General features: G+C 70.4%; 24 protein-coding genes, 1 tRNA gene and 1 pseudogene. 16 read left to right on the forward strand and 10 right to left on the reverse strand.

What is annotated here, in order from left to right; genetic code table 11:
* Positions 1–124 precede the first annotated feature (124 nt).
* Both ACGFZF_RS06345 and ACGFZF_RS06350 read right to left on the reverse strand, forming a co-directional pair.
* A complete protein-coding gene (locus ACGFZF_RS06345) occupies positions 125–808 on the reverse strand; it encodes a maleylpyruvate isomerase family mycothiol-dependent enzyme (RefSeq protein WP_393551371.1) in 684 nt (227 codons plus the stop codon).
* Between the two features lie 35 nt (positions 809–843).
* Positions 844–1377, reverse strand: coding sequence for a GNAT family N-acetyltransferase (locus ACGFZF_RS06350; RefSeq protein WP_393551374.1), 534 nt, complete (start codon positions 1375–1377; stop codon positions 844–846).
* Between the two features lie 201 nt (positions 1378–1578).
* Here ACGFZF_RS06350 and ACGFZF_RS06355 point away from each other — a divergent pair.
* The 6 genes and pseudogenes from ACGFZF_RS06355 to ACGFZF_RS06380 form a co-directional block, all read left to right on the forward strand.
* A pseudogene (locus tag ACGFZF_RS06355) lies at positions 1579–1698 on the forward strand (GNAT family N-acetyltransferase); the annotation flags it as partial.
* Positions 1699–1793: 95 nt separating this feature from the next.
* Positions 1794–2456: a M15 family metallopeptidase gene (locus ACGFZF_RS06360; RefSeq protein ID WP_393551376.1), complete on the forward strand. Its 663-nt coding sequence runs from the start codon at positions 1794–1796 to the stop codon at positions 2454–2456.
* A gap of 287 nt (positions 2457–2743) precedes the next feature.
* Positions 2744–3196 carry a phospholipase gene (locus ACGFZF_RS06365; RefSeq protein ID WP_393551378.1) on the forward strand — a complete coding sequence of 151 codons (453 nt, stop codon included), beginning with the start codon at positions 2744–2746 and terminating at the stop codon, positions 3194–3196.
* Between the two features lie 537 nt (positions 3197–3733).
* The gene (locus ACGFZF_RS06370) at positions 3734–4060 is read left to right on the forward strand and encodes a PadR family transcriptional regulator (RefSeq protein ID WP_393551380.1); all 327 of its coding nucleotides are present in this window, start codon (positions 3734–3736) and stop codon (positions 4058–4060) included.
* On the forward strand, positions 4057–4413 hold the full coding sequence (locus ACGFZF_RS06375; protein ID WP_393551382.1) for a DUF1048 domain-containing protein: 357 nt from the start codon (positions 4057–4059) through the stop codon (positions 4411–4413). Before ACGFZF_RS06370 ends, ACGFZF_RS06375 begins: the two co-directional genes overlap by 4 nt.
* A gap of 1 nt (position 4414) precedes the next feature.
* Positions 4415–4741: a DUF1048 domain-containing protein gene (locus tag ACGFZF_RS06380; RefSeq protein WP_393551383.1), complete on the forward strand. Its 327-nt coding sequence runs from the start codon at positions 4415–4417 to the stop codon at positions 4739–4741.
* A gap of 228 nt (positions 4742–4969) precedes the next feature.
* Here the strand turns inward: ACGFZF_RS06380 and ACGFZF_RS06385 are convergent, their stop codons facing one another.
* From ACGFZF_RS06385 to ACGFZF_RS06395, 3 genes are all read right to left on the reverse strand, one after another.
* Positions 4970–5479 carry a hypothetical protein gene (locus ACGFZF_RS06385; RefSeq protein ID WP_393551385.1) on the reverse strand — a complete coding sequence of 170 codons (510 nt, stop codon included), beginning with the start codon at positions 5477–5479 and terminating at the stop codon, positions 4970–4972.
* A 143-nt stretch (positions 5480–5622) separates the two neighbouring features.
* Positions 5623–5997: a hypothetical protein gene (locus ACGFZF_RS06390; RefSeq protein ID WP_393551387.1), complete on the reverse strand. Its 375-nt coding sequence runs from the start codon at positions 5995–5997 to the stop codon at positions 5623–5625.
* Positions 5998–6168: 171 nt separating this feature from the next.
* Complete coding sequence (locus ACGFZF_RS06395) at positions 6169–7554, reverse strand: hypothetical protein (protein ID WP_393551389.1); 1386 nt, start codon at positions 7552–7554, stop codon at positions 6169–6171.
* A 301-nt stretch (positions 7555–7855) separates the two neighbouring features.
* Between ACGFZF_RS06395 and ACGFZF_RS06400 the strand changes: the two genes are divergently transcribed.
* From ACGFZF_RS06400 to ACGFZF_RS06410, 3 genes are all read left to right on the forward strand, one after another.
* A complete protein-coding gene (locus tag ACGFZF_RS06400) occupies positions 7856–8623 on the forward strand; it encodes a peptidase inhibitor family I36 protein (RefSeq protein ID WP_393551391.1) in 768 nt (255 codons plus the stop codon).
* A 2-nt stretch (positions 8624–8625) separates the two neighbouring features.
* Positions 8626–10104 carry a phosphodiester glycosidase family protein gene (locus tag ACGFZF_RS06405; protein WP_393551393.1) on the forward strand — a complete coding sequence of 493 codons (1479 nt, stop codon included), beginning with the start codon at positions 8626–8628 and terminating at the stop codon, positions 10102–10104.
* Positions 10105–10344: 240 nt separating this feature from the next.
* Positions 10345–10827 carry a kelch repeat-containing protein gene (locus ACGFZF_RS06410; RefSeq protein ID WP_393551395.1) on the forward strand — a complete coding sequence of 161 codons (483 nt, stop codon included), beginning with the start codon at positions 10345–10347 and terminating at the stop codon, positions 10825–10827.
* Positions 10828–11242: 415 nt separating this feature from the next.
* On the opposite strand, the gene ACGFZF_RS06415 is transcribed toward ACGFZF_RS06410, so the two are convergent.
* Positions 11243–11316: transfer RNA gene (locus tag ACGFZF_RS06415), tRNA-Met, on the reverse strand.
* A 486-nt stretch (positions 11317–11802) separates the two neighbouring features.
* On the opposite strand from ACGFZF_RS06415, the gene ACGFZF_RS06420 reads away from it, so the two are divergent.
* Both ACGFZF_RS06420 and ACGFZF_RS06425 read left to right on the forward strand, forming a co-directional pair.
* Positions 11803–12153, forward strand: a complete 351-nt coding sequence (locus ACGFZF_RS06420; protein WP_393551397.1) for a PRC-barrel domain containing protein — start codon at positions 11803–11805, stop codon at positions 12151–12153.
* A 361-nt stretch (positions 12154–12514) separates the two neighbouring features.
* Positions 12515–12790 (forward strand): isoamylase early set domain-containing protein, encoded by a 276-nt coding sequence (locus ACGFZF_RS06425; RefSeq protein WP_393551399.1) that lies wholly within the window; start codon positions 12515–12517, stop codon positions 12788–12790.
* A gap of 239 nt (positions 12791–13029) precedes the next feature.
* Here ACGFZF_RS06425 and ACGFZF_RS06430 read toward each other — a convergent pair whose 3' ends face one another.
* Both ACGFZF_RS06430 and ACGFZF_RS06435 read right to left on the reverse strand, forming a co-directional pair.
* Positions 13030–13443, reverse strand: a complete 414-nt coding sequence (locus ACGFZF_RS06430) for a TraR/DksA family transcriptional regulator (protein WP_393551401.1) — start codon at positions 13441–13443, stop codon at positions 13030–13032.
* 1190 nt (positions 13444–14633) lie between these two features.
* Positions 14634–14780 (reverse strand): hypothetical protein, encoded by a 147-nt coding sequence (locus ACGFZF_RS06435; RefSeq protein WP_393551403.1) that lies wholly within the window; start codon positions 14778–14780, stop codon positions 14634–14636.
* Positions 14781–15250: 470 nt separating this feature from the next.
* On the opposite strand from ACGFZF_RS06435, the gene ACGFZF_RS06440 reads away from it, so the two are divergent.
* Positions 15251–17020, forward strand: coding sequence for a hypothetical protein (locus ACGFZF_RS06440; RefSeq protein WP_393551405.1), 1770 nt, complete (start codon positions 15251–15253; stop codon positions 17018–17020).
* Positions 17021–17456: 436 nt separating this feature from the next.
* On the opposite strand, the gene ACGFZF_RS06445 is transcribed toward ACGFZF_RS06440, so the two are convergent.
* Entirely contained in the window at positions 17457–17621 is a 165-nt protein-coding gene (locus ACGFZF_RS06445) for a hypothetical protein (protein ID WP_393551407.1), read from the reverse strand.
* 653 nt (positions 17622–18274) lie between these two features.
* On the opposite strand from ACGFZF_RS06445, the gene ACGFZF_RS06450 reads away from it, so the two are divergent.
* The 4 genes from ACGFZF_RS06450 to ACGFZF_RS06465 all read left to right on the forward strand — a co-directional run bounded on the left by ACGFZF_RS06450 (position 18275) and on the right by ACGFZF_RS06465 (position 21030).
* Entirely contained in the window at positions 18275–18709 is a 435-nt protein-coding gene (locus ACGFZF_RS06450) for a VOC family protein (RefSeq protein ID WP_393551409.1), read from the forward strand.
* A 437-nt stretch (positions 18710–19146) separates the two neighbouring features.
* A complete protein-coding gene (locus ACGFZF_RS06455) occupies positions 19147–19707 on the forward strand; it encodes a hypothetical protein (RefSeq protein WP_393551411.1) in 561 nt (186 codons plus the stop codon).
* Positions 19708–20397, forward strand: coding sequence for an MFS transporter (locus tag ACGFZF_RS06460; protein WP_393551413.1), 690 nt, complete (start codon positions 19708–19710; stop codon positions 20395–20397).
* Between the two features lie 303 nt (positions 20398–20700).
* On the forward strand, positions 20701–21030 hold the full coding sequence (locus ACGFZF_RS06465; RefSeq protein ID WP_393551415.1) for a hypothetical protein: 330 nt from the start codon (positions 20701–20703) through the stop codon (positions 21028–21030).
* Between the two features lie 195 nt (positions 21031–21225).
* Here ACGFZF_RS06465 and ACGFZF_RS06470 read toward each other — a convergent pair whose 3' ends face one another.
* Positions 21226–23424 (reverse strand): SpoIIE family protein phosphatase, encoded by a 2199-nt coding sequence (locus ACGFZF_RS06470; protein ID WP_393551802.1) that lies wholly within the window; start codon positions 23422–23424, stop codon positions 21226–21228.
* Between the last annotated feature and the right edge of the window lie 507 nt (positions 23425–23931).

Genomic DNA, 23931 nt, shown 5'->3' on the forward strand with positions numbered 1-23931 from the left:
TCCCCTCTCCTGCTCCTGGTTCCCGCACCTGATCACCCACGTCGTCTTCGGGGGCGGGAGCGCTGTCGCCGGCGGGTTCGGGCTGCTCGCGTCGGTTTCGCGGGGTCACGGGCAGGAGTGTCGGTCAGCCCAGGGCGAGCCATCGGATGCCGAGTTGGGCGATCCGCGCGGCCTCCGCTTCGTCCAGTGGCTCCCGGCCGGTGGCCTTGCGCAGGAAGCGGGGCCGGCTCCACTCCAGCTTGTCGGCCGCCGGGGCGTGCTCCGGGCCGAGGAGCAGCTCCGTCACGGCGTCACCGGCGGCCTGGGTGAGCCAGGCTTCGCGTCCGAGTGCGTCGGCCAGGTCGAGGCCGTGGACGGCGACTTCCACGACGCGGGTGACGAGGAACTCCGACAGGAGCATGGCGTCGCCATGGCGTGTCCGTACGGTCCGACCGGCCGGTTGGACCCGGCACAGCCGCTCCGCCCGCCGCCACGTCGCGGCGAAGTCCTCGGCGAAGGCGGCGCCGTCGGCAGGCCCCGCCGCACGGTCCTGGGCCAGCGCGATCCGCTTGTCGTTGGTCCGGGGTGAGAAGCGGTCGTCCGGGCGGTAGTACTCCACCGCGGAGATCTCCGCCTCGCCGGGTTCCGGCGCGTCCAGCATGGCCGGAAGCCAGTCGATCACCACGGACACGTGCCCGAGCAGGTCGCGTACGGTCCAGGGAGCGCAGCGTGTCGGGAGGTTCCACTCGGCCTCGGGGAGTCCGGCCACGGCGGCGGTGAGGGCCCCGCATTCCGCCCGGAAGGCTTCGAGCACCTGGTCGTGGTCCATTCCGCGCCCCACCCCGTCCGTCCGCCGTCCCGTGCTCACTTCGCCGTCCCGCCGGTCCGCTCCGCGCGGAGCACGGAGTAGATCACCAGGTCGTTCCACTGCCCGCCTCGCCAGACCGCGGAGCGGAGCACGCCCTCCTCGACGAAGCCCGCCTTCTCGAGGGCGCGCTGCTCGGCGACATTGTCATGGTCCGTCCATGCCTGGATCCGGTCGGCCCTGGTGTGGTCGAAGAGGTACTCCACCAGCAGCTGCTGAGCCCGGGTGCCTATGCCCCGGCCGCGGGCGGAGGGCACCAGGCCGATCGCCAGGCTCCAGTTGGTCAGGTCCGCGGGCCCCCAGGTGCCGGGGAACCACTTCACCCGGCCCACCGTCCGGTCGCCCTCGGCGACGGAGAGCAGCCCGCCGTCGGGACCGAGCAGGCCGTTCTCCGCGAAGCGGCGGCGCAGGTCGGCCGTCGGCTGGAAGCCGAACCACTGGTGGACGCCCCAGCCGTCCGGCCCGCTGAACTCTCTCTCGTACAGGTCGAGATCGTCGGCGGTGACAGGACGAAGGGTGATCTCATCGGACATGGAACGGCTCCGGATCCTCTCGGCCGGACGGTTCGAACCCCGCGCCGGCCCCACGGACAACGACTTCTCGCTTCTTGCTTCTCAGATCATCGACACGCGTGCCGAAGCGGTCCCGGTTGCAGACCGACGGAAGAAGATCGCCAGGCAGGAGTCGGGATTCTCCGCCGAGGGATCCCACGGGGCGTGCGATAGGTTCCCGCCATGATCGAACCCGGAACCTCCGCCTGGCCGCCCGCCTCGATACCGACCGAACGGCTCGTGCTCCGCGAGTCCGATGCCCGGGACCGCGCGGTATTCGTCGAGCTGTTCGCCCCGCCGGAGGCGTGGGGACGCGGGTACGCCTTCGAGGAGTGCGGCGCCGGTCAGTGGTCCGGCGTGCGCCCCTCGGCCACGCAGGCCGGACGAGGGGTGGCACGATGAGAGAGATCGTGTTGATGTCGGACCCGACGGTCGCCGCCGTTCCCGTGACCGAGTCCGGCGAACGTCTTGTGGACGTCCGCCTCGGCGGCCGGCTTCTCGTCGACACCCGCAAGCAGGACCCGGCCGACGCCTTCGCCCACCTGCGGGAAGGCGTGCTGCAGCGGTTGCTCACGGCACAGACCATGCTTCCGGCGGGCCTGCGACTGCTGTTCGTCGAGGGGTACCGGCCCCCCTCCCTTCAGCGGGAGTACTTCGAGGAGTACGCCGGCCGGCTGCGAGCCGCTCGTCCCGAATGGTCCGCCGAGCAGGTCCACTCGGCGGCGAGCAGGTACGTGTCACCCCCCGACATCGCTCCCCACAGCGCCGGCGCCGCCGTCGACCTCACCCTCGCGGATGTCGACGGGAACGAGCTGGACCTGGGCACGCGCATGAACGCGGACCCGGAGGAGAGCGCGGGCGCCTGCTACACCCACGCCGAGAACATCAGCGAGGAGGCCCGCGCCAACCGGAAGCTGCTGGGCACCGTACTCACGGCCGCGGGGCTGGTGAACTACCCCACGGAGTGGTGGCACTGGTCCTTCGGGGACCGCTACTGGGCCTTGATCAGAGGAGAGACCGCGGCCCACTACGGCCCGAAGGAGCTCGACTTGCGCAACTGACCGACCAGCCCGAGCAGCCGGCGGCCGAGAGCCACTCCGACGTCCTCGACGACCTGCCGGTCGACGGCCTGTGGCCGGTTGGCGTCGGCCGACCGCGACGGGAGGTGTGGCCCTGACGCTCCTGGCCTGTCCGCTCCGCCCGATCCGTACGCCCTGCGGGCCGGTCCCGCCGCTCACTCCACGCGAAGGTCGGCACGCCAAGGTCTATACAAACGCTGTTGCCCCGTCAATCATCTTGTCATGTACCTGCAGCCCGTCGGTGGGCCGCAGTCTCCTGGAGGTGTGGGATGCACCAAAGACTTTCCGTCGGCCTGTCCGCCTCGGCTCTGGCCCTGGTCACCACCGTCGCCACCGCCACTGTCGCCACGGCTGCCCCTGCCGACAAACCCCAGGTGCTCTCCAGTTGGACGCAGACGAGCGCGTCGAGCTACAACCAATGGGCCGCCGCCCGAGCCAATCAGAGTGCCTGGTCCGCCTACGCCTTCGACTGGTCGACCGACTACTGCTCCACCTCGCCGGACAACCCTCTCGGCTTCCCCTTCTCGATGTCGTGCGCCCGGCACGACTTCGGCTACCGCAACCACAAGGCCGCCGGCACCTTCGACGCCAACAAGCCCCGACTGGACAGCGCCCTGTACGAGGACCTCAAGCGCGTGTGCCTCAACTACAGCGGTGCCACGAAGACGACGTGCAACAGCACGGCGTGGACCTACTACCAGGCGGTCAAGGCCTTCGGCTGATCGATCGTGCCGCGCCGCTCCTCCGTGCCCTCCTCGGTCCCACCGAGGAGGCTTCGAGGAAGCCCGGGATCTCGACGGCGAAGGCGTGCCGGCACTCCGCAGACCCGGCGACCTTCGCGCCGGGTCGGCCGCGGGCTCGGGTGAGACCGCGGCCCATGCGGTCGGTCGTGGAAGGTGCGGGCCTTCGGCGGCCGTCCGCTCGAGCAGCGCCGGCGGCAGGAAGCGCTCGCCGTACGCGTCGGCGAAAGCCCATGTCAGTTCCATCCTGGCGAGGCTGGGAGTGGACAACCGGGCTGCCGCCGCGGTGGTCGCCCACGAAGCCGGGATCGTTCCGCCGCCATCCCGGCCGTGATGTCACCCGCTGAGCCGGCGACAGGAACGCGAGCAGTGCGGCCACCGCCACAGTGGCCCCGAGGATCGAACCGGTGAACACGCCCGGTCCGCGCTCACCGATCGCCGGCGGCCTCCACTACTCGGTGGTACTGTGTAGTGGTACTCGGTACTACGGAGTACTGGTTCGGGTCGAGGAGGCTTGCGGTGGATGACCTGACGGAGATGCTGAAGGGCACGCTCGAAGGGTGCGTGCTCGAAATCATCGACAGGGAGGAGACCTACGGGTACGCCATCACCCGTCAGCTGAACGAGCTCGGCTTCACCGACGTGGTCGAAGGGACGGTGTACACCATCCTGCTGCGGCTGGAGAGGAACAAGCTCGTCGAGGTGACGAAACGACCGTCCGGGGTCGGCCCACCGCGCAAGTTCTTCGCACTCAACGACGCCGGACGCGAGGAACTCGCGACGTTCTGGACCAAATGGCGGTACGTCTCATCACGCATCGACAGGCTCAAGGAGGGCGGGAGATGAACTTCTGGGAGACCATCACCGGCAGCGATCTCACCAGGGAATGGAAGGCGTTCGAAGCGCGGGCCGAGGCCCTGCCCGACGACTACCGGGCGGCGTGGGGTCAGATCAAAGCCCACCTCCTTCCCCATGGAGACTTCACCGGCCGCAACCTGATGCCGATCCTCGACGCCGCCCTGGGGCTGCTCGAAGAAACCGCGGCGGACGGGCAGAGCGTCCACGAGGTCCTCGGCGACGACATCCGCGGCTTCTGCACGGCGCTGGCTGGTGGGGAAGGGGCGCGCACCTACCGAGACCGGTGGCGCGAGCAGTTGAACAGGAACGTCGCACGGAAGCTGAGCCGGCTGGGAGGCTGACATGGGGATCCAGGACATCATCGAGGGCAAGAAGCAGTGGCGGGCGCACCAGGCTCGGGTCAAGGCGCTCCCACCGGACTACCGGATCGTCTACAAGGAGATGCAGAAGTACCTGTTCAAGGTCGGACCGGTGGATCTGCCCGACGGGCCTCTGCTCCCCGGGATCGTCGACTTCTTCGAGGAAGGCGTCGCCGCGGGCAAGGGGGTTCTGGAACTCATCGGCACCGATGTCGCCGCGTTCTGCGACGACCTGATCAAGGACTCACGCACCTACGCGGACATCTATCAGGAATCGATCGGCGGGGGACCCGGCACGCCCGAGAAGTAGCAACCCCTCGCCTCATGCCGGTGGGCGTGGCCCGCATGCGCAACCCGACCGGGTCCACGAACGCCGGAGGGATGCCGGGAGAGACGCCGCCGCCATCGAGGTCCGTGAGGTCGTCCATGCCGTCCATGCCGTCCATGCCGTACGCGGCGATGTCGGGGATCGCCCCGCTGACAGCTGCGTCACGCGAAGGAGCCCCCGCCGGATCTCACCGGGCGGGGGCAGGGCACGTCAGCCCTTGAGGTCGATCGTGAAGCGCCTCGTGCCCGTGGCGATCGTGTCGGCGTGGACCGAGCCACGGGCCCGGGCGTATTCCCCGGTGCCGCCGGTGATCCCGTTGTCGAACGAAGGGGGAGGGCCTGGGATGAGATGGCCGAAGACCATCCCCTGCACGGAGAGTTGGCCGCCCGGGAGGGTGTAGGTCACGACGCACACTTCCGCTCCACCGTCGGTGACCCGGGTGGTGGTGCAGGTGCCGGCGGTCTCGCCGACCTGCTTGCCGGCCTTGTCGAAGAGGATCGAGCGGACGACGGTCCGATCGCCCTGGGCGGGGGCGCCGCCGGGGTTGACGGGGAAGCGCGACTGCTCCGCGAGCTTGCCGATGAGTGTGATGATCCGGTCTTTGCCCTTGGCGGGGGCGGAATCGGTGCCCGTCGCGGAGGCGGCCGCAACAGGGGCGCAAGCGAGAAGGGCGACCAGCGCACTGGCCGCGCCGAGACAGGCTGCTCTGAGGGGGCGCATGATGTGTGGCTCCTGAGGTTGATGCTCATGGATGGTCCGGTGAGGCATTCATAACCTCGGCTCTGCCGCGCGCGGCGCGACCACCGGAAGATCCGACCAATCGGACGAGCCCGGGACGAGAGACGGCCCGCCCGGCCTTGATCTCACCCTTGACGCTTCTCCTCCATGCGGATGGCACGCCTCAGCTCGTCAGCCGCTGTGTGGCTGGTGCCCTCGCGTTGCTCGAGCAGGGCTGCTGCGATCGCGTCCAGCTTGCGCTGGACGGCGTGCGTGTCACGCCGTTCGGTGTTCTTCAGCAGGGCGAGCAGGAGAAGGTTGACGGCCGTCATGACATCTCCGGCGAAGATCAGCCAGGACAGCGGCGGGTGCATGAGGTGGAGCACGATCGTGCCGACGACCAGCAGCACGCACAGGGCGTAGAACGGCGGCGAGCTGGTGAGGTTCGACGCTCGATCGGAAAACGCGGCGAACCGGTCGCGCCCGGGACCGCCGCGCTCGGCGGGATGCTCAGTGGCCATGTTCGCCATGATCCCTGGGCCCGACCCTTCGCTTCGGAACCATGGGGCGGCGGGCGCGTCTTGGTGCCAGGGCAAGGAGACGGCACCCGAGTGTGGGGGACTCCGCTAGCACGAAGAGATGCCGTCGTGTGGTGCGGACTGAGGGGGAGCGCCGGGAAGGTTCGGGGGTCGTCAGCCGGTGCAGCCTGGGATGGTGCCGTTCGGGCTGCAGTTGTTCGGTCGGTTGTCGCGGACGATGTCGCCGTTCAGGGTGAGGGTGCCGGAAGCCTTGAAGATGCCGCCGCCGTCGCCGGCCCGGTTACGTGCGATGGTGTTCCCCTTCAGCGTGGTGGTGCCCAGGCCGGTGGACCCTCCGGCGTGGTAGAGCCCGCCTCCTTCCGCGGTGCCGCTCTTCGCGGTGGCCGTGTTCCGGAGGACGTGGTTGCGCGTGGCTGTCAGGGTTCCGCCGTCGGGGTTGTCGAGACCGGCGCCCTGGGCTGTGCCGTTCGGCGCGTCGACGGTGTTGCCCGTGATGTGGTTGTCGGTCAGGTCGAGGGTGCCGAAGGGCCCCACGCGGACAGCGCCACCGCGCGCGGTGCCGTCTTCGGCGACCGCCCGGTTGCCGCTGATCTTCACCTTGCTCACGGTCATGAGGCCGTTGTTCGCGAGGCCGCCGCCTTGGGCGGTGCCGTGCGGGGCGTCCGACGTGTTGTCCTTGATGGCACCGCCGGTCACGGTCAGTCGGCCGGGTTCCGGAATACCGTTGGAGACGGCGGCACGTGCGAACCCGCCTGGGGCGTAGGAACGGTTCCTGCTGATGATGGTGTCCTTGACGGTCGTCTCGGCGAAGCTGATGATGCCGGCCCCGAAAGCGGTGCTCTGGGTGTCCTTGGTGACGGTCGCGGTGTTTCCGGTCAGTCGAGAGCGGGTCACCGTCAGCGGTCCGTCGTTCGCGATGGCGGCGCCGGCGGCGCCTCCACCGGCATCGGTCCCGCTGTAGACGACGTGGTTGCCACTCACTTCGGTCTCGCTCACGCTCCCGGTACCGGGGCTGTCGACGGCGCCGCCCTGGGCGAACACGTCGGACCGGGCCGTGTTGCCGATGAACTTGCTGCGGGTCACCTTCATCATTCCGGTGTTGGAGACGCCACCGCCGCAGACGATGCCCGGGACCTGGTCCTCGAAGAACGGGCAGTCGACGGCGAATCCGCCCTTGACCGTGACGCGGTCGAGTCGCAGATCGCCCGTCCCGGCGACGAAGAGGATGCGGAACTTCGGGGCCCTCGTGTCGCGCGCGATCGTCGCGCCGCGGCCGTCGATGCTGATCTTGCTGCGGATCTGAGGCAGGCCGTTGCCGGGACTGGCCGCGTGGGGCGCCGTCAGCCGGTATGTGCACGTGGGGGCCAGTCGGAGGGTGTCCGCACCCGGCGAGGCGTTCGCGGTGTTGATCGCCGCGACAAGATCCGGGACCGAGCAGCGCACCTGCAACGTGGCCGCGTGAGCGGCCGGGGTCGGTACCGCGACCAGCGCACCCACCACGAGGCAGCCGAGGACGGCCGGCATGGGACGACAAGACATCGAGAGGGCTCCTTCTGAGGTGAACGGCCGGCCGTCAAGGCTCCGCAGCCAGTCGAGCCCAGCCGATCACGCGCCGTCGCCGACGGCTTCCCGGCGTGATCCGTCCGGGGCGCGCGCATGGCTCGTACGGGCGAGTGGTGGCCCGGACGGAGCATGAAGGCGTGACAGCCGAAGAGCCGCCCACCGGCGTGAGGTGCCGTCTGCTCCGCGGCCGGGCTCTCCCGCGTGTTCGCGCTCGGGGTGAACGCGCTCTCCTGATCCGCGTGCCGTGACGCGCGTGGCGTTCTCTAGAGTCACGACCATGCACATGATCAAGAGTTCACTCGGCCGACTGCCCGTTGCCGGGCTGGCCGCCGTTCTCCTGGCGGCCTGCCTGGTGTGGTCGCAGGCCGGACCGGCGCAGGCGGCGTACACCGACTGTCCGGCGAAGACGTTCTGCCTGTACGCGCAGGCCGGCGGCGAGGGCGAGATGGTCTCGCTCGCGCCGCAGGACGGGCCCGTGCTCGACTACGGCACGGTCGAGAGCCTGAAGGGCCGGACGTTCCTGTCGTTCCGTAACAACACCGCCTCCTGGACGTGCCTCTACGACGACCCGGCGTACGGCGGGACCGACATCCAGGCCGTGCTGCCCGGGCACACCGGCGGCGACCTGGCCAAGGGCGCCGACGGGCTGCCGAAGGTGACGGTGGCCTCGCACAAGTTCGCCCCTTCGAAGTCGCTCTGCCGGACCGGGTTCGACCGTTGCGAGGCCGGTCGGGTGTGCATCTTCCAGGGCCCCAGCGGGCGCGGTGTCGGAGGCGTGACGAGCCAGGCCGAGGTCCTTCCCGACGGCGTCCTGGGCAACAAGGACTACGGCGTGGCCTGGGACGACAAGCTGGTGTCCGTCGCGAACCGCTCGCACAAGGTCGCCTGCTTCTACCGGGATCCCGGATACTCCGGAACCTGGCAGGCAGGCGGCGTCGCGTACCGGGCGTTCGTCGTCCTGCCCGGCGAGGAGACGACCCTGCCCGCCGTGTACCAGTCGTCCGTCAGCTCCCACAAGCTCGCCGACGCGGAAGGGAAGTGCTGACCGTGAACCCCGCCACGAACTCCGCCGGTCGCTCACGCCTGCGCCGCGTCGCGGCCGTTCCCGTCGCTCTGGCGACACTGGCCCTGACCCAGAGCGCGGCGGTCGCCGACCCCGCCACCAACGACATCCAGTCGGTCCTGGACACCCTGACGGCCCATCACCTCACGGTGGCGGACGGCATCGAGCGGACCACGTACTCCAGCGAGTCCTCCGAGATCGTCGTCCGTGTGGCGGTCATCGACCCGGACCTGGGGGCGATATCCCTGGACAGCACGGTGGGCGCGGGGGTGAGCGTGAGGGAGCCCACCACCGCGATGCTGGCCACCGTCGGCACCACCGCGAAGGACGCGCCGTACGTCGGTGTGAACGGCGGCTACTCCGTCTCCACCAAGGACGAGGACGACGCGACCGGCAAGGGCATCCCGGAGGAGCGGTCGGTCCCGATGACGACCTCGGTCCAGGAGGACGTCGTGCAGGGTGCCGCCTGCCTGAAGGGGCAGAACTCCGTCGTCCTCCAGCACGGCCGGCCGCACTTCACCAAGATCACGACGACGCTGGGAATCACGTCCGACCGGAACACCGCGGATACCGCCGACGACGCCACGCGCGTGGTCGACGCCGTCAACCGGTACCCCGGCTGGATCGCGTTCTGCCCGCAGGAGGCCGGCGACAGGTCCCTCCCGTACACCACCGACGCGAACGGCGACGTCCAACGGCTCGACCAGTACGGCAATGTCATCAAGGGCGGTCCCTACTACCAGGACTACAGCGAGATCGTCGTCTTCACCTCGGCCTACGGCCAGAAGACGCCGGAGCCCCGGCACACCCCCTTCGTGGCGGCGGACGACGCCGACGGAGTCGAGGTCGCCGTCGACGCGTCGGGCCGTGTCACAGCGGTGAAGTCCCCGCGCGGCGGAATGGACATCCCTCCGGGGGGCAAGGTGCTCCAGGGCATCGGTGACGACGCCCAGACCGGGGGCGGCGCTCAGTGGCTCAGGGACCACGCCATGGTGGGCGCGAAGCTCACGTACACCCAGCGCGCCACGGACCTGGGCGTCGTCGAGGACCCGGCCGACGACGTCGACCTGCCGCTCGACCCCGCGTACCCGTCGATCGACGTCGTCAACGGCACCCACGATCTGATGCGGCACGGCAGGGTCGTCGCCGCACCGGCCGACAATGTCGCGAACGACCCGCGCACCGCCATCGGCGCGGACGGCTACGGACGCACCCTCCTGGTCACCGTCACCGCCAGGGACGAGGGCCTGCGCCGCGGTGTCCCGATCTACGACCTCGCGAAGATCATGGAGGACCTCGGCGCCGTCGACGCGCTCAACCTGGACGGCGGCGGATCCACCACGTTCGTCGTCGGCGGGCAGGTGAAGAACGTCCTCTCGGACGCGGGCGGGGTCGAACGGCCCGTCTACGACGCCGTGTACGCGGGACGCGGCGGACACGGCCTGCCGGCCGGCGGCAACTGACACCCCACGATCGGCGTTCGCTCCGGGACCACCGCCCGGAGCGAACGCGCCGTCTTCGACGGCGTCACATGGCCCCGCTCGATCTCGTCCACGAAGTGACGGGCCGGTTGGGGAAGTCGGAGGTGGCCGCGATGATCGGAGCCGTGCTCCGGAGCACGGACGTGCCTGCGGAGGACAGGTTCGACCGCCGGCGGGAGCTGATCGGACGGACGCGCGCGAGCGACGCACACGTTGACGGCGATGCCCACGCGCAGGGGTTACCTGAGCGGCGCGGCCGCGGCCTGTCCGCCCGGTCAGGCCGGTACCTGCGTCTATGCCGTCGGCGGCTACGCCGGAGGCTTCCTCGGCGTGGTGGAGTCTTACAACCCGGCCACCAACGCCTGGAGCCCGGCGGCGTCGCTGCCCACGGCCCGGTCCAGCGCAGCCACGACGGCGACCACCTGCCCGCCTGGGCAGAGCGGCACCTGCATCTACACCGTGGGAGGCGGGAACATCGTGAACGGACCTCCCCTGGGCACCGTCCAGTCGTACAACCCCGTCTCGAACCTCTGGACGGAACTGCCCCCGCTGCCTACCCCCCGCTTCGGCCTCGCCGCGGCCGCCATGGCCTGTCCCGTCGGAGTGGCCGGCAACTGCGTCTACGCCTCCGGCGGTTGGACCGGCATCGGCGACGTCAGGGCCACGCTGGAAGCCCTCGACCCTCCGGCCCCGTCGACGCTCTGAACGGCGGGCGGAAGATCAGGTGCCCGGCCTCACCCCCGATTCCGGGTACCTGCCACTGGCTTCCCAGCCCGTCACGGTCGGCGGGATCGTGCTTCGTGATGCGGTGAACGAACTACGGCCCATCGATCGGTCCCCGACCAGACGGCTTTCCCGGGGAGGTGTCCGAGCGCCTCCGCCACGTCGTGGTCCCCAAATCCGACCGCGGGCAGCGGCTGCGCGCCGGCACCAAGTGCGCACCAGCATCGAGCCGGTCTCCTCACGAAGAGGCGTAGCCGGACGCTGCCGCTCCTCGGAGTCCGCCTCGCGCGGGTACCGCATCGCTCGGTCATCCAGCCCGGTACCCACGCGGCCTGGTGCGATGTCGCGTGCACACGTGAGGCCCGGATCCGCAGGATCCGGGCCTCACGTCATTCAGTAGCGGGGACAGGATTTGAACCTGCGACCTCTGGGTTATGAGCCCAGCGAGCTACCGAGCTGCTCCACCCCGCGTCGGTAGAAGCAACACTACGTCACCCGCGGCGCTCCCAAGACCAGGCGACTCCCATGTGGGCTTGCATGGGTGGACAAGGAGGGCGAAATCGCAACATATCTCTGTGTGGATGTACTCGTCGTCGCGAGGAAGATCGCCGACGCTCCGAACACGCCCCCTGCCCTGACCTCCGTCCAGCCGTGCGCGATCGCCTGCACCGGATCCTGACGGCGACCGCACATCGGGGCGAGGACGAGCCCGAGCTCGGTGACCGGTCGCCGCCCCCTCGGCGGGGCCTCCCGCTGCCTCCCGCTCAGGTAGAGCCGGTCGATGCTGCCGCTCGCTGGGATCGTGGTTCCACGGTCAGGGGTGCGCGCTGAGCTGTCTTGCAGAGCAGTGGAGCGGGTCTGCTCCGTCGCCCTTGATCGTGCATGGGAGGGGGATCCCGAGGTAGGGGGATGCAAGGTCGTCGCGTGAACGACGCCATGCAAGCGAGGAGTGGCGGTATGACGGACAGCCCGTGGTGTTTCGGCCCGACGTGCGACCACGTGATCGGTACCGATCTGGCGGGATGGAGGGTCGAGGCAACCGATGGCCGTATCGGTGAGGTGGACGAACACTCCGATGAAAGAGACGACGCGTATCTCGTGGTGGACGCCGGTGCATGGATCTTCGGCAAGCTCCTGATCCCCGCTGGCGCCGTGACGCGGATGGAGCACGGCGAACAGACAATCTACCTGAGCCTGACCAAGGGGCAGGTGGAGGACGCGCCCCAGCATCTCTCCACCCAGCAGCGAGCCGACCCGCAGTATCGGGCCGATCTCGTCGCCTTCTACTGGCAGGCCGGTCCCTGCTAGACCTCGGCGAAGCGATGGGCCTCTGTCGCCGGTAGAGAGGAAGAGGCACTGCGGACCCCGTACGGAGATCGGCCGACTGGCCGATCTCCGTACGGCCTGGCGCGGCGGTGTGGGCGGGTTCGTGTCACGGTGGCAGGGCAACGAGAGTCCACGCATGCGGGGCCCGGTCGGGTCGATGGAACCCCGGCTCGGGCCCCGCAACGGACCCGGCCCCGCCTCCACGCTTCTGGGCGTCGCTCATGCTGCCATCGCGGGCGACTGACCGGGGGGCCGGGAACAGTTCGCATCCACGTTCGATCCGTGACGTCGGCGCGCGGGCGACGATGCATGGGTCACCCGACGCCGACGACTGGAGATCGCTGTGCTCGAACGTAAGCGGCTCAAGGGCCGGACTCAGGTCACCTTCGTCCTGCCCGTGAACAGTCCGGAAGGGCCGGTCAGCGTCGTCGGGGACTTCAACCACTGGAACCCTGCGGCTCACCCCCTCGAACCCCGCGGCGACGGTACCCGAGCCGCTCATGTGTCCCTCCCCTCGCACAGCGCGCACTCGTTCCGCTATCTGGCCGCCGGCGACTACTGGTTCGATGACGAACACGCCGACCACCACGACGGCACCAACAGCCGCATCCAAACCTGAGCCGTTCCCCACACCTCCGGGAGGCCTGGGTGCTCTTGCCGCGGGCGACTGCCAGGACTTCTTCTTGGCGATTCGGGCCTGAGTCGGACCGGAACGCCAGGTGGGTGCAGGGGTCGCAGTCCTGAGCGAAGCGCTGCCGGAGGGCGGACGGCGAGCCGACAAGCCGTTCCCCTGCGGGGCGGTGGATCGAGCAGCCGACGCTGTCCAGCGTCGACTCATGCACCGGACACGTGGTGGCGTCAGCCGATGCGCGGAGGCGGGCGTCGGTCGTGCTGGGCACAGCGGAGACAGGTGGTTGATGCCGGGAGGATCGCCAGCCGTTCAGGCGGAATCGTCTCGCCGCAGCCTTCGCATCGTCCGTACTGTCCTTGTTCGAGCCGATCCCATGCCCGGTCCAGTTCTTGCAGGTGCTCGCGCGCCTGCGCCATGAGGGCGGCTACATGGGCCCGCTCGAAGGCGGTGCTACCGCCTTCGGGGTCATGTTCGTCGTCGACCGCGACGAGACGGTTCGCCGCGACTATCTGATCGAAGTCCTGGCTCAGTGCCGCAGCGCGCGCGAGAGTATCGACGCGGTCGGCAGCGAGACGTGCGCGGGCGGTTGCCGTGATGGACGGGCCGGGCCCGTCGTCGCTGGAGCGGGGTACAGCACCCATGCTCCGGTAACGCCGAAGAGGAGGTTCTCGATTCCCCTGTCACCCGCACCTCCGGCGACGGCCCACCGCTGCAGCATCGCGAGGGACAGAGCGCTGGCCGGGTCCCAGATCCAGGGCCACGCTTACGAGAGTGAGCGCAGCGACAGCCGTGGCTTGGAAACGATCTAGGTGACGCTGTGATGCGCCAGGTCACTCGGATGCCAGGGCCGTGCGGAAGGGGTGCTGGAGAGCAGCGGAACGCCTGGTCTCAGGAGCATTGCTCGAGCCCGAGAACGTGGCATCGAGGTCTTGGTTCCCCGGAACGGCCTACCGCCCGGAGATGCTGACCGCCAGGCGGTTGTCAGTGGAGGGGGCAGACTGACTGCACGCTTCAACTCTTCACGATGCCGATCCGGTTCTCTGACGAAGGGCCCAAGCACGGGTGAACGCCACCCGCGAGGCGGGTGACGCATCCCCGGGGCCGGGAGCCAACCGCTCCCCAGGCCACTCGTCCAGGCAGGCCCTGGCATCCTCTTCCGCGTGTCCCGCACGACCGCGTTGATCTGCACAGGACATGCCGCCCTGAGGTTCCGCCTCGCCGATCGCCATGCCCCGCGGTGGCGACGGCAGACGGAAGTCCTTCAGGAAGGCGGCCACGGCTTCCCGTGGCAGCCCGGTCTGATTCTGGTCATGGGTGAGCCGGCCGCCGCTGGGTACGTGGGCATGACGCCCGTCGCTTCGAGATCCGTAAGCCTCGGACCGGCAAGAGCTCGCCTGCCCTCGGCCCCGCAGTAGGAGATGCCCCCTTGATGAGCCCCACTGCAACTGCCCGCTCCCAGCCCCGACACGAAGGGCGGCCGCAGACGGTGTCGCGCCTCGCCGCCGTTCTGCCGTCTCGGGCGGCGGACGCCGCCCACGACGCCGCGCACGAGACGGCGGCTCGTTTCAGGCACGGCGCCTACTCGGAGCCCTGCCCGACCTGCCACGTCCCGGCCGGGTCGCTTTGCCTCGCCCGCCGCAGCGTCCACGCTGCCCGGCGGGACCGGCATCGCCAAAGGCTCCAGCACATCGACGGCGTCATACCGCTCTTCGTGCGGCCCAGGGGATGACATCCGAGAATCGCAGGCGATCTTCCTCATGGGCGCCGCCCTCGCCGCCCTCGACTCTCCGCCGGTGACGACGACGAGCACGTGCGAGCTCGGGGTGGCGTCCTACCGCACGACCAGGACGAGCACCCTGCAGAGCACCGCGACGCCGATCGCGGTGAGGAGGATGCCGCCGTCTACGGTCTTCCCGGTGGGCCGCTCGAACTCACCTGCCGACAGCGCCCTCTTGGGATTCCGAGGATCCTGGACCATCTCAATCCCAGCGCGCTCCCATCGAAGTACGCACGGAAGTATCGGCGTTGATCGCGGCCGTCGACCACCCCACCCTGCTCCGGCGGAGCCGCCGGGAAGCACGCGCCAGGAGCTGAGTGATCGATGGCCGACGCCCGAAGCGGCGGGTCGTGAGCTGAACCGGCCGTCCGTCACTGGCACGTCCGCCGTCACCGGCACGTCCGTCACAGGCGCGCCGCGGCCCCCGTGCAGGGGCGGGGGGCGCACGCACGGTGCCGGGGTCGAACGCCGTTCACGGATCGAGTAGTTGAGCGGCCGCGCCGCGGGTGAGGCGGCGCGGAACCGACGCTTCATCCCGAAGCGCCGTTCTGCGCTGCCCAGGTGAAAGATGGGCGCATTTCGCGTGCCGTCCGGGCCGCGCCGTACCTGAAGAAACGATAGGGGCTTGGTAAGACGGGCACGTTCCGCCGCAACCGAAAGGTGTTGCTTCCATGCCCCCCACCCCACGCAGCGCGCCCGCCCCCAAGCGCCGTCCCGAGTCCCGCTGGGGACGCCGACTGGCCGCGCTCCTCGCCGGCACTCTCATGACCCTGCCCCTGACCGCCGGAGCCCCGGTGGCCCACGCGGCCGTGGCCATCGACGAGTACCCCGTTCCCACTCCGTTCAGCACACCGGTCGGCATCACCACCGGGCCGGACGGCGCCCTGTGGTTCACGGAGGCCAACGGCAACAACATCGGCCGGATCACTACGACGGGGGACATCACCGAGTACCCCTTGCCCGGCGAGTTCAGCACCCCGCACGAGATCACCACGGGGCCGGACGGCAACCTCTGGTTCACCATGCAGCACTTCGATTCCCGGATCGGGAAGATCGAGCCGAACGGCACGGTCACCGAGTACCCGCTGCCCGACCAGTTCGCCGAACTCACGGGCATCACCACCGGGCCGGACGGCGCCCTGTGGTTCACCGAGGAGAACGGCAACAAGATCGGCCGCATCACCACTGCCGGGGCCATCACCGAGTACCCCCTGCCGACCCCGTTCAGCTCGCCGACCGACATCACGACGGGGCCGGACGGGAACCTGTGGTTCGTCGAAGGCGCCAACAGGATCGGGAAGATCAGCACATCAGGCGTCGTCACCGAGTACCCCGTGCCCAACGGCGGGGGCCCGACCGCGATCGCCGCCGGGCCGGACGGGAACCTCTGGTTCACCGTGTTCGGCGGTAACAGGATCGGGAAGATCACCCCATCGGGCGTCATCACCCAGTACAGCGTGCCCACCGACAGCGGCCAGCCCGAGGACATCGCCGCGGGTCCGGACGACAGCCTGTGGTTCACCGAACGGAACAGCGGGAAGATCGGGCGGATCAGCACGGCCGGTGTGATCGCCGAGTTCCCTCTGCCCTCCTCGGAGAGCGGTCCCTGGGGCATCACCACGGGCCCGGACGGCGACATCTGGTTCGCCGAGACCGCGAACCGTATCGGGCACCTCGACCCTGCTCACACCGACCTCGGCGTCACGAAATCCGACACCGGTTCCGACCCTGTCCAGGAGGGGCAGAACGTCACGTACACCCTCACCGCGACCAACCACGGCACAGAGACCGCCGAGGGCGTCGTCCTCACGGACACCCTGCCCGCCGCGCTCGAGTTCGTCTCCGCGTCGGCCGGGTGCACCGCCGCCGGCTCCGTACCGGTCGTCGTCACCTGTGACGTCGGCACGCTCCCCGCGGGCACCGACGCCACCCGCACCCTCACGGTGTTCGCCAACAGCGGCGGGATCCACACGAACACCGCCGGGGTCGCGGGGGCCGTCGACGACCCGGTCCCGGCGAACGACATCGCGTCGGAGACCACCACCGTCGAGCCGACAACGTGCCTCGGAGAGCAGCCGACGATCACCGGTACCCCCGGTGACGACCAGATCAACGGCACTCCACAGCGCGACGTCATCATGGCCCTCGCCGGCAACGACACCGTGAACGGCGCCGCCGGCAACGACCTCATCTGCGGCGGCTATGGAGCCGACACGATCACCGGCGCGGCCGGCAACGATCGTCTCGCCGGCGGGGCGGGCGGCGACACCCTTCGTGGCGGCGCCGGCGACGACGTCGTGGCGGGCGGCGACGGCGATGACGCCCTCTTCGGTGAGAGCGGCCGCGACAACCTCGACGGCGGACCCGGAACGAACACCAACGACGGCGGACCGGGCACCGACGTCTGCACCAATCCCACCACGGGACCCGGCTGCCCGTGATTCCGAGCGGCTGCCCCAGCGGGCCCCGGCACCTCGCGTGCCGGGGCCCGGCCGTGTTCGGGTCGCGTATCGAGTCACCGGCACGTCGACTCAAGGGGAGGAGCAGGCGATTGCTGCCGCTCGGGAGCTGGTTGGGAGCCGGGCGACTGCCGCACTCTCGCCCCTCCTGCGCGAAGCATCTCCCGCGACCCCCGATCCACCCCGGCGACGCGGGCGGTCGGTTCGGGCCGAGTGGGAGACGCTCGCGGCGGGGAGGGGCGCGGTGGGCACATGACCGTAATGACCGGCGAGAGGTCTACGGGGCCGTCCCGCGACCAGCCCGCCGACGACAGGACGCGACGGCCGACCGCGATCCGCTCCCATCGAGCCGGACCAGGACCTCGCGGCCTGACGGTGTCCCGGGCCGGGTGGCTCGCCGAAGGCAGGTGCCCCGCTCCTACCGCCAGGGCGGTCGGGGCCCGTGGCCGAGGAGGTGCGAGACGGCCAGGACCGAGGCGACCCACACGACCACCCCGGCCCAGGCCAGAACCTCGACACCGGTGGCCCGGGCCGCCACCAGCATCGACAGCGCGCACACCAGCGCTGCGAAGACCGCGAGCACCGCCGCCCGTGCGGGGGCTGCCCGCCGGATCGGCCGCCCGGCACACCGGGCGCCGTCTGCCAGGTCCGCTGCCAGCTGATCCCAGGCCGCTGTCTCCCGAGGCGTCAAAGCACCCTGCGCCATGACCGACCCACCCCCATCTCGCGCGCCGCCTCCGGACGCGCCGGCGCCCGAGTACCCCCGGACGTCGCCGTCATGCCGCCGACGCGCGGCCGGCTCCGGGGCCCCGTCCGTCGCTGCTCCCGACCGGCTCCTGCGTTGAGACGGCGGCCGTGTCGCGGGCGCGCGGTCAGCCAGGACGACCCCCGGAAGACGGCCCCGGCGTACCGTTTCGCAGCCGCCCAGCGCCTGCGCCGCTCGAAGACGAGGATCCGGGTCAGGTCGCCCGACAGGACGTTCAGGTCTTCGAAGTGGGTCCGGACGTACCGTGCGAGCTCGACATCGGCTGTGGTGTACAGCAGTACGCCCCATATTCCGTCTCATGAGGACAACGTGCGCACCGTGCCCAGCGCTCCCGGTACCGGCATCGGAATCCCCGGTCACGGACGTGTGACCGGGCCGGCGCGCTGCGAGACCCGGCGGCGCCGGGCGAAGGATGAGGGCGGGTTTTCGCGGGCGAAGCAGCGGCACAGGGCCCCTGCTAGGGTGCGCCGATGTCAGTGATCAAGAAATTCCAAGTCACCTTCGACTGCGCAGAACCTGAGCGCGTCGCTCGATTCTGGTGCGAGGTGCTGGGGTATGTCGCCGCCCCGCCACCGGAGGGGTTCGCCACCTGGGACGATTTCAACCGCACCCTGCCTCCCGCGGAGCAGGGTGCATGGTTCGCCTGCAGTGATCCTTCAGGTGAGGGCCCGCGCCTGTACTTCCAGCGGGTCCCCGAAGGCAAGAGCGCCAAGAATCGGGTCCATCTCGACGTCCGGGTCGGCACCGGGCTCGTGGGGGACGAGCGCCTCGCCACGCTCGAGGCCGAGTGCGCACGACTGGTCGCGCTCGGCGCCACCCACGTGCAGACGCTGTACGCGGACGAGGAGAACGAGTCGTGCATCCCCATGCTGGACATCGAGGGTAACGAGTTCTGCATCGACTGAGCACTCTCCGAGCTCCGGGAGCAGGCGGGGGCCGTCGTCGCCCCTGGCGGCCATCTCCCCGGTCGCGGCGGGGAGATCGCTGACGAGGACGCGGACGGCCGCGGTGTCCGCACGCGTGGTCCGGGCGCCCTGCCACTCGCAGTCGTACGTGTGGCGGGCCCGGGCCTGCCACACGTACGTACTCTCCCGGTGGGACGGGGCCGTGAGGGAACGCCGGGCCGGAAGGGTTCGGCGATCGGACCGGGCTGCGCGGGGCGGGGCGGACGCCGGCAGATCGCCGGCGCGCGCCCGCTCCTGTCGTCGACCGGCTCGGCGATCTCGAACACCGGTGAGTGCGCCGAGCGAAGGCACCTGCCGAGCCTGTTCCCCCAGCGCTGGCGCTTCACCACCCCTGCCCCCTTGCACCAGTCAACAGCGCCGGCCAGAAGGTACTCCGCATGACTCGCACGCAGCCGTCCGTCATCAACGCCCCCGGCATGGCGCACCTGCTGATCCTGGTGGTCCTCTGCGTCTCGGGCTTCGCACTTCTGCTGCCCGCCACGCCGCAGTGGGCGGTGCACGGAGGCGCCGATGCCTTCGACTCCGGAACGGTCACCGCCGTACTGATGGCCACCACCGTACTGGCCCAGATACTCGTCAAGACCGCCCTGCGCACACTCGGGTGGCCCCGCACGCTCGCCCTCGGGGCCCTGCTGCTCGGCCTTCCCGCACCCGTACAGGCTCTGAGCGACAGCCTGTGGACGATCCTCGCCACCACCGCCCTGCGGGGGCTCGGTTTCGGCATCATCACCGTCTGCGGCTCCAGCGCCGCCACGATCCTCGCCCCCCGCGCACGCCAGGGAGCAGCCATCGGCCTGTACGGCCTGGCCGTCGCCCTGCCGCAGATGCTCCTGACCCCGGCCGCCCCCGCCCTGGCCGCGGCCCTCGCCCTCCCCGCGATCATCGCGTGCGGAGTCCTGCCTCTGCTCGCGCTGCCCCTCGCCCACACCGTGGGTTGAGTGATCGACGCCCGCACCACCCCGGCGGCACAGCAGGAATCGACAGGCGCGGCCTCCACCACCCTGGTGCTCCGCCGCATCCGGCTGCCACTCGTCACGCTGCTCCTGACGACTTCGGCCGGAGGGGCCGTCCTGACCTTCACCCCTCAATTCGCCGGCCCGCCGGCCCTGGCGGCGAGCGGGCTGTTCCTCTTCACGGCCATGGCAGCGGTGAGCCGCTGGGGTTGCGGAGTGCTGGCGGATCGGGTGGCTCCGCGCCCGATGACGTGCATCCTGCTGGTGGCGGCTTGCGCCGGACTGGTGCTCGTCGCCGTGGCCGTCGCCGTCCGGTCCCACCCGCCGCTCATAGCCGGCCTGCTGGTCGGTCTCCTGCTGCTGGGAGCGGCGTACGGAGGGCTGCAGAGCATCACTCTCGTCCAGGCGCTCGAACAGGCCGGAACGGAGAACCGGCACACCACCTCGGTGGCCTGGAACATCGGCTACGACAGCGGAACCGGCCTCGGTTCCCTCCTGCTCGGCTACGCCGCCCAGGTCGCGACCTTCTCGACCGGGTTCGCCGCGATGGCCGCGGTCATGGCGCTCGCCGCAGCCGTGGTCCTGTCCGCGGGCAAGCCGCCTCGCAACGAGCCCGCCGAGGACACGACCGACGCCACCCACCGCGAGGCACACCGCTCGCCGTCCGGCCGCTAGGTTCTGTCCGACACCCCCTGCGTGTACCGAGTGGCGCCCGCGGGTGCCGCCGCCGTCCTGCTCACCGCGTCCTGCTCACCGCGTCCGGCTCGTGGGCACCGCGCTCCTCCGCACCAGCGACCACGCCGACTGCAGCCGATGGCACCCGGCTCGAAGCCCACCACGGACGAGGGGCCCGGTTCGTGCCTCGGGCCGGCATCCTCGGCCGCGACCCCCGGTCCGGCGGAATTCCGTTGACCAGGAGGAGAGCGGCTCCCTAGGGTGATGTTGATCATGAAGTGGCCGGCTGCGAAGGAGCGCGGGATGCGACGTACGACCAAGACGATGGTGCAGGCCGTGGTGGCCTCGGTGGGGCTGTCGGCATCGCTGATCCTCGGAGCGAGCCCGGCCCAGGCGGCGGTCTACAACTGCGGCACCACGTCGGGGAACAACACGGCGGGCGCCTACTGCAACAGCGGATTCGGCAGCTACCGGGTGAAGGCGACGTGCTCCTCGCCCAACTACCCCTACGTGACCACCATCTACGGGCCGTGGGTCACCCGGAAGTCCACGACCACGAACCCCCCTTCGTACTCCTGGGTGAACGGCGACAACTACAACTGCCACATCACCAGCGCCGTCGTGGCCGTCTGACCCGCTGCCGTTCGGGTCCGTCGAGAGGCGGCGGCCGGCGCGTGGACAGGCAGAACACTTTCCAGCAGCCGGCCGTCGCCATCCGGTAGGCGGCCCACAGCGTGTCCTCCGTGGACAGACGGGCCCACCAGCTCACTCTCGACCTGGACGAGGACGCGGGGGCAAGGGGCTACGCACGCAGCGACACGTGTCCCCCTATCGACCCGTGAGATCGATCTCGAACCAGACCGCTTTTCCACCGTAGGTCGGCACTGCTCCCCACCGCGATGACAAGGCATCGACTACGGCCAGGCCCCGGCCGCCCTCGTCGGTGTCCCGGGCCCGCCGCTGCCTGGGCAGCTGCGGGGAGTCGTCGCCGACCTCGCAGCGCAGGACGTCGGTCCACAGCAGCCGCAGACTCACCGGCCGCTCCGCGTGCCGCACGGCGTTGGTCACGACCTCGCTGATCAGCAGCTCGACCGAGTCCGAGAGCTCCTCCAGGTCCCAGCGGGCCAGCGCCCGGCGGGCGAACTGCCGGGCCCGCCCCGGGGCCGCGTCCTCCGGCTCCAGGAGCCAGTACTTCATCCTCTCAGGGGCTATCCCGTCGAAGCGGGCCGCGAGCAGCGCGATGTCGTCGTCCCGGTCGCCCGGGCCGAGCATGTCGAGGACGTCGTCGCACAGCGCCTCCAGCGGAGGCGAGTGGTCGGGTCCGGTCAGCTGGACCGTCGCGGCGAGGCGCTCGCGCAGCTGCTCGATCCCGGTCCACACGTCCCGCATCCGGGACTCGACCAGGCCGTCCGTGTACAGCAGCAGCGTCGCACCAGGGGGCGCGTTCAACTCGACGGCCTCGAGATCGACTCCGCCGACGCCGATGGGGGCGCCCGGCGGGACCCGCAGGACCTCGGCCCGGCCGCCCAGGTGGAGCAGTATGGGCGGCGGGTGGCCGGCGTTGGCGATGGTGATCCGGTGCGAGACCGGGTCGTAGACGGCGTACATGCAGGTCGCCATCCGGTCCTGGCCGAGCCGCTGGGCCTGCTCGTCGAGCCGTCTCAGCACTTCCTGCGGGGGCAGATCGAGCCCGGCCAGGGTCTGCGCGGTCATGCGCAACTGACCCATGACCGCGGCGGAGGTCATGGAGTGGCCCATGACGTCGCCGACGACCAGCGCCACCCGGCTGCCGGGCAGCGGGATCGCGTCGTACCAGTCTCCGCCGACCCGGGCCGTCTCGGCGGCAGGCAGGTAGCGCGAGGCGAGCCGGACCCCGGTCGGCTGGGGCAGCGAGTCCGGCAGCATGGCACGCTGCAGCTCCTGCAGCTCTCCGGCGATGTACGCCTCGCGGCCGTAGAGCACGGACTTGTCGATGGCGAGCGCGGTGTGGGTCGCGAGCTGGGCGGCGGCGAGGAGGTCGTTGGGCTCGAATTCGCGCCGCTCAGGGTGACGCAGGAAGACCACCGCACCGATGACCCGCCGACGGCCGCGGACGGGAGCGAGAATCACCCGCTTCCTGCCATTCCGGGGCTCGGTGCCGAGCAGCTCGGACAGCGCGCCGCGGGCGGCGGCCGAGTCCCCGAAGACCGGCCGCACCCCGCGCAGCACCTCGGAGAGCGCGCCGCCGGAGCGGACCTCGCACAGCTCGGCGGCGGGGGTCGGGTCGGGGTCTGCTACGCGGACCAGCTCCGTGCCCCCCTGGCGCGCAAAGCGCAGCCGGTCCGTGCGGCGCAGACGCAGCACGAAGGGCCGCACCGGGTGCTCGTCGCCGACCGGCAGCGGATCGCGCAGGTAGACCAGGATCTCGTCGGAGAAGGTCGGCACGGTGGCCCGGCACAGGCCGAGGACGATCTCGTCCAGGTCGATGCCGCGCGCGATGCGCCGGGTCGCCGCCCCCACGAAGCGCATGGAGTCGCCCTCTCGGCCGGCCAGGTCGGCACCAGGGGGCCGACCGTCCCCGCTGGTGGGAGGGTTGTCAGGCGTTGTTCCGAACAACCCGTCGGCGCGGCCCGAACCGGGCACCGTGGGCTCCTTGTACGAGGCCTGGTCGGGCACGACCGTCCTGTCGGTCCGCCGCTCCGCCGCCCACCAACCGACGTCCTCCGCCGCTCCCTTGACCGCCTCGTGCTCGCGGTCGAGGACAGCGCGTGCCTTGTGGAGGGCGACATCGACCTGATCGAGAGCGTCGTCGTCAGCAGCGGCACCCACCATGCCAGGCAGGGTCAGATGAGCTCCCGACGGTGCCTGCGCACCGGAATCCGAGCCGGTTCGAAGGCCGCGCAGCTCCTCCTCCAGCTCAATGATCTGGCGGGCGGCAAGGTCAGCGACCTGCTGCGCTCTGTCCCGTTCTTCCTCAGCCCTCGAGAGTTGCAGACGAAGGCTCTCCGTCTGCTTCTGTGCCCGCTCCAGTCGGTTCGCGGTCTTCATCACCTCGACCGGCTGGGGAACGGGCGAAGCCCGTACGGCGTCGAGCTGCCGGGTGAGCTGAGCTACCTGCGCCTGTGTCTGGCCGAGCAGAGCGAAGAGCACCGTGGCCACCTGCAGGGCCTGCAATCGCGCCTGCTCGCTGACCTCGAAGGCCTGGCGCACACGGTTGAGCTCCTCCAACGCGGCGATGGTGTGCTGCTGAGCCTCGACGAGGTCGTACGCGGCACCGGCAGGAGCCGGCGTGGGCGAGCTGCCTGCCGCCACCCATAACAGCCGTATCTGCTCCAGCCGATGAGCTGCCTGCTGCCCGGTGTCGTCCGGAAAACACAGATCAGCGACGGCCTCAGCCACCTCCCAGGCCAGCCCTACGCCGTTGAGCTGTCCACGCAGGCGCCAGAGCGGCGGCACGATGCCACTGTCGAAGTGCTCCGGCGTGAGGCGACGATGCAGCTTGGCCACCGACAAGTTCGAGGTGTCGAGCCAGTTCCGCAGGATGCCGACCAGGTC

The sequence above is a fragment of the Streptomyces sp. NPDC048338 genome (genome assembly GCF_043201055.1).
Classification (GTDB): Bacteria; Actinomycetota; Actinomycetes; order Streptomycetales; family Streptomycetaceae; genus Streptomyces.

Bases quoted from the DNA above. Each gene is read 5' to 3' on its own strand.
- ACGFZF_RS06430 (WP_393551401.1), bottom strand. From the start codon at position 13,443: ATGGGTGCTGTACCCCGCTCCAGCGACGACGGGCCCGGCCCGTCCATC.
- ACGFZF_RS06450 (WP_393551409.1), top strand. From the start codon at position 18,275: ATGTCAGTGATCAAGAAATTCCAAGTCACCTTCGACTGCGCAGAACCT.
- ACGFZF_RS06345 (WP_393551371.1), bottom strand. From the start codon at position 808: ATGGACCACGACCAGGTGCTCGAAGCCTTCCGGGCGGAATGCGGGGCC.
- ACGFZF_RS06380 (WP_393551383.1), top strand. From the start codon at position 4,415: ATGGGGATCCAGGACATCATCGAGGGCAAGAAGCAGTGGCGGGCGCAC.
- ACGFZF_RS06385 (WP_393551385.1), bottom strand. From the start codon at position 5,479: ATGCGCCCCCTCAGAGCAGCCTGTCTCGGCGCGGCCAGTGCGCTGGTC.
- ACGFZF_RS06420 (WP_393551397.1), top strand. From the start codon at position 11,803: ATGACGGACAGCCCGTGGTGTTTCGGCCCGACGTGCGACCACGTGATC.
- ACGFZF_RS06365 (WP_393551378.1), top strand. From the start codon at position 2,744: ATGCACCAAAGACTTTCCGTCGGCCTGTCCGCCTCGGCTCTGGCCCTG.
- ACGFZF_RS06465 (WP_393551415.1), top strand. From the start codon at position 20,701: ATGCGACGTACGACCAAGACGATGGTGCAGGCCGTGGTGGCCTCGGTG.
- ACGFZF_RS06400 (WP_393551391.1), top strand. From the start codon at position 7,856: ATGCACATGATCAAGAGTTCACTCGGCCGACTGCCCGTTGCCGGGCTG.
- ACGFZF_RS06395 (WP_393551389.1), bottom strand. From the start codon at position 7,554: ATGTCTTGTCGTCCCATGCCGGCCGTCCTCGGCTGCCTCGTGGTGGGT.
- ACGFZF_RS06410 (WP_393551395.1), top strand. From the start codon at position 10,345: ATGCCCACGCGCAGGGGTTACCTGAGCGGCGCGGCCGCGGCCTGTCCG.
- ACGFZF_RS06470 (WP_393551802.1), bottom strand. From the start codon at position 23,424: ATGAAGACCGCGAACCGACTGGAGCGGGCACAGAAGCAGACGGAGAGC.
- ACGFZF_RS06360 (WP_393551376.1), top strand. From the start codon at position 1,794: ATGAGAGAGATCGTGTTGATGTCGGACCCGACGGTCGCCGCCGTTCCC.
- ACGFZF_RS06350 (WP_393551374.1), bottom strand. From the start codon at position 1,377: ATGTCCGATGAGATCACCCTTCGTCCTGTCACCGCCGACGATCTCGAC.
- ACGFZF_RS06435 (WP_393551403.1), bottom strand. From the start codon at position 14,780: ATGGTCCAGGATCCTCGGAATCCCAAGAGGGCGCTGTCGGCAGGTGAG.
- ACGFZF_RS06390 (WP_393551387.1), bottom strand. From the start codon at position 5,997: ATGGCCACTGAGCATCCCGCCGAGCGCGGCGGTCCCGGGCGCGACCGG.
- ACGFZF_RS06375 (WP_393551382.1), top strand. From the start codon at position 4,057: ATGAACTTCTGGGAGACCATCACCGGCAGCGATCTCACCAGGGAATGG.
- ACGFZF_RS06440 (WP_393551405.1), top strand. From the start codon at position 15,251: ATGCCCCCCACCCCACGCAGCGCGCCCGCCCCCAAGCGCCGTCCCGAG.
- ACGFZF_RS06455 (WP_393551411.1), top strand. From the start codon at position 19,147: ATGACTCGCACGCAGCCGTCCGTCATCAACGCCCCCGGCATGGCGCAC.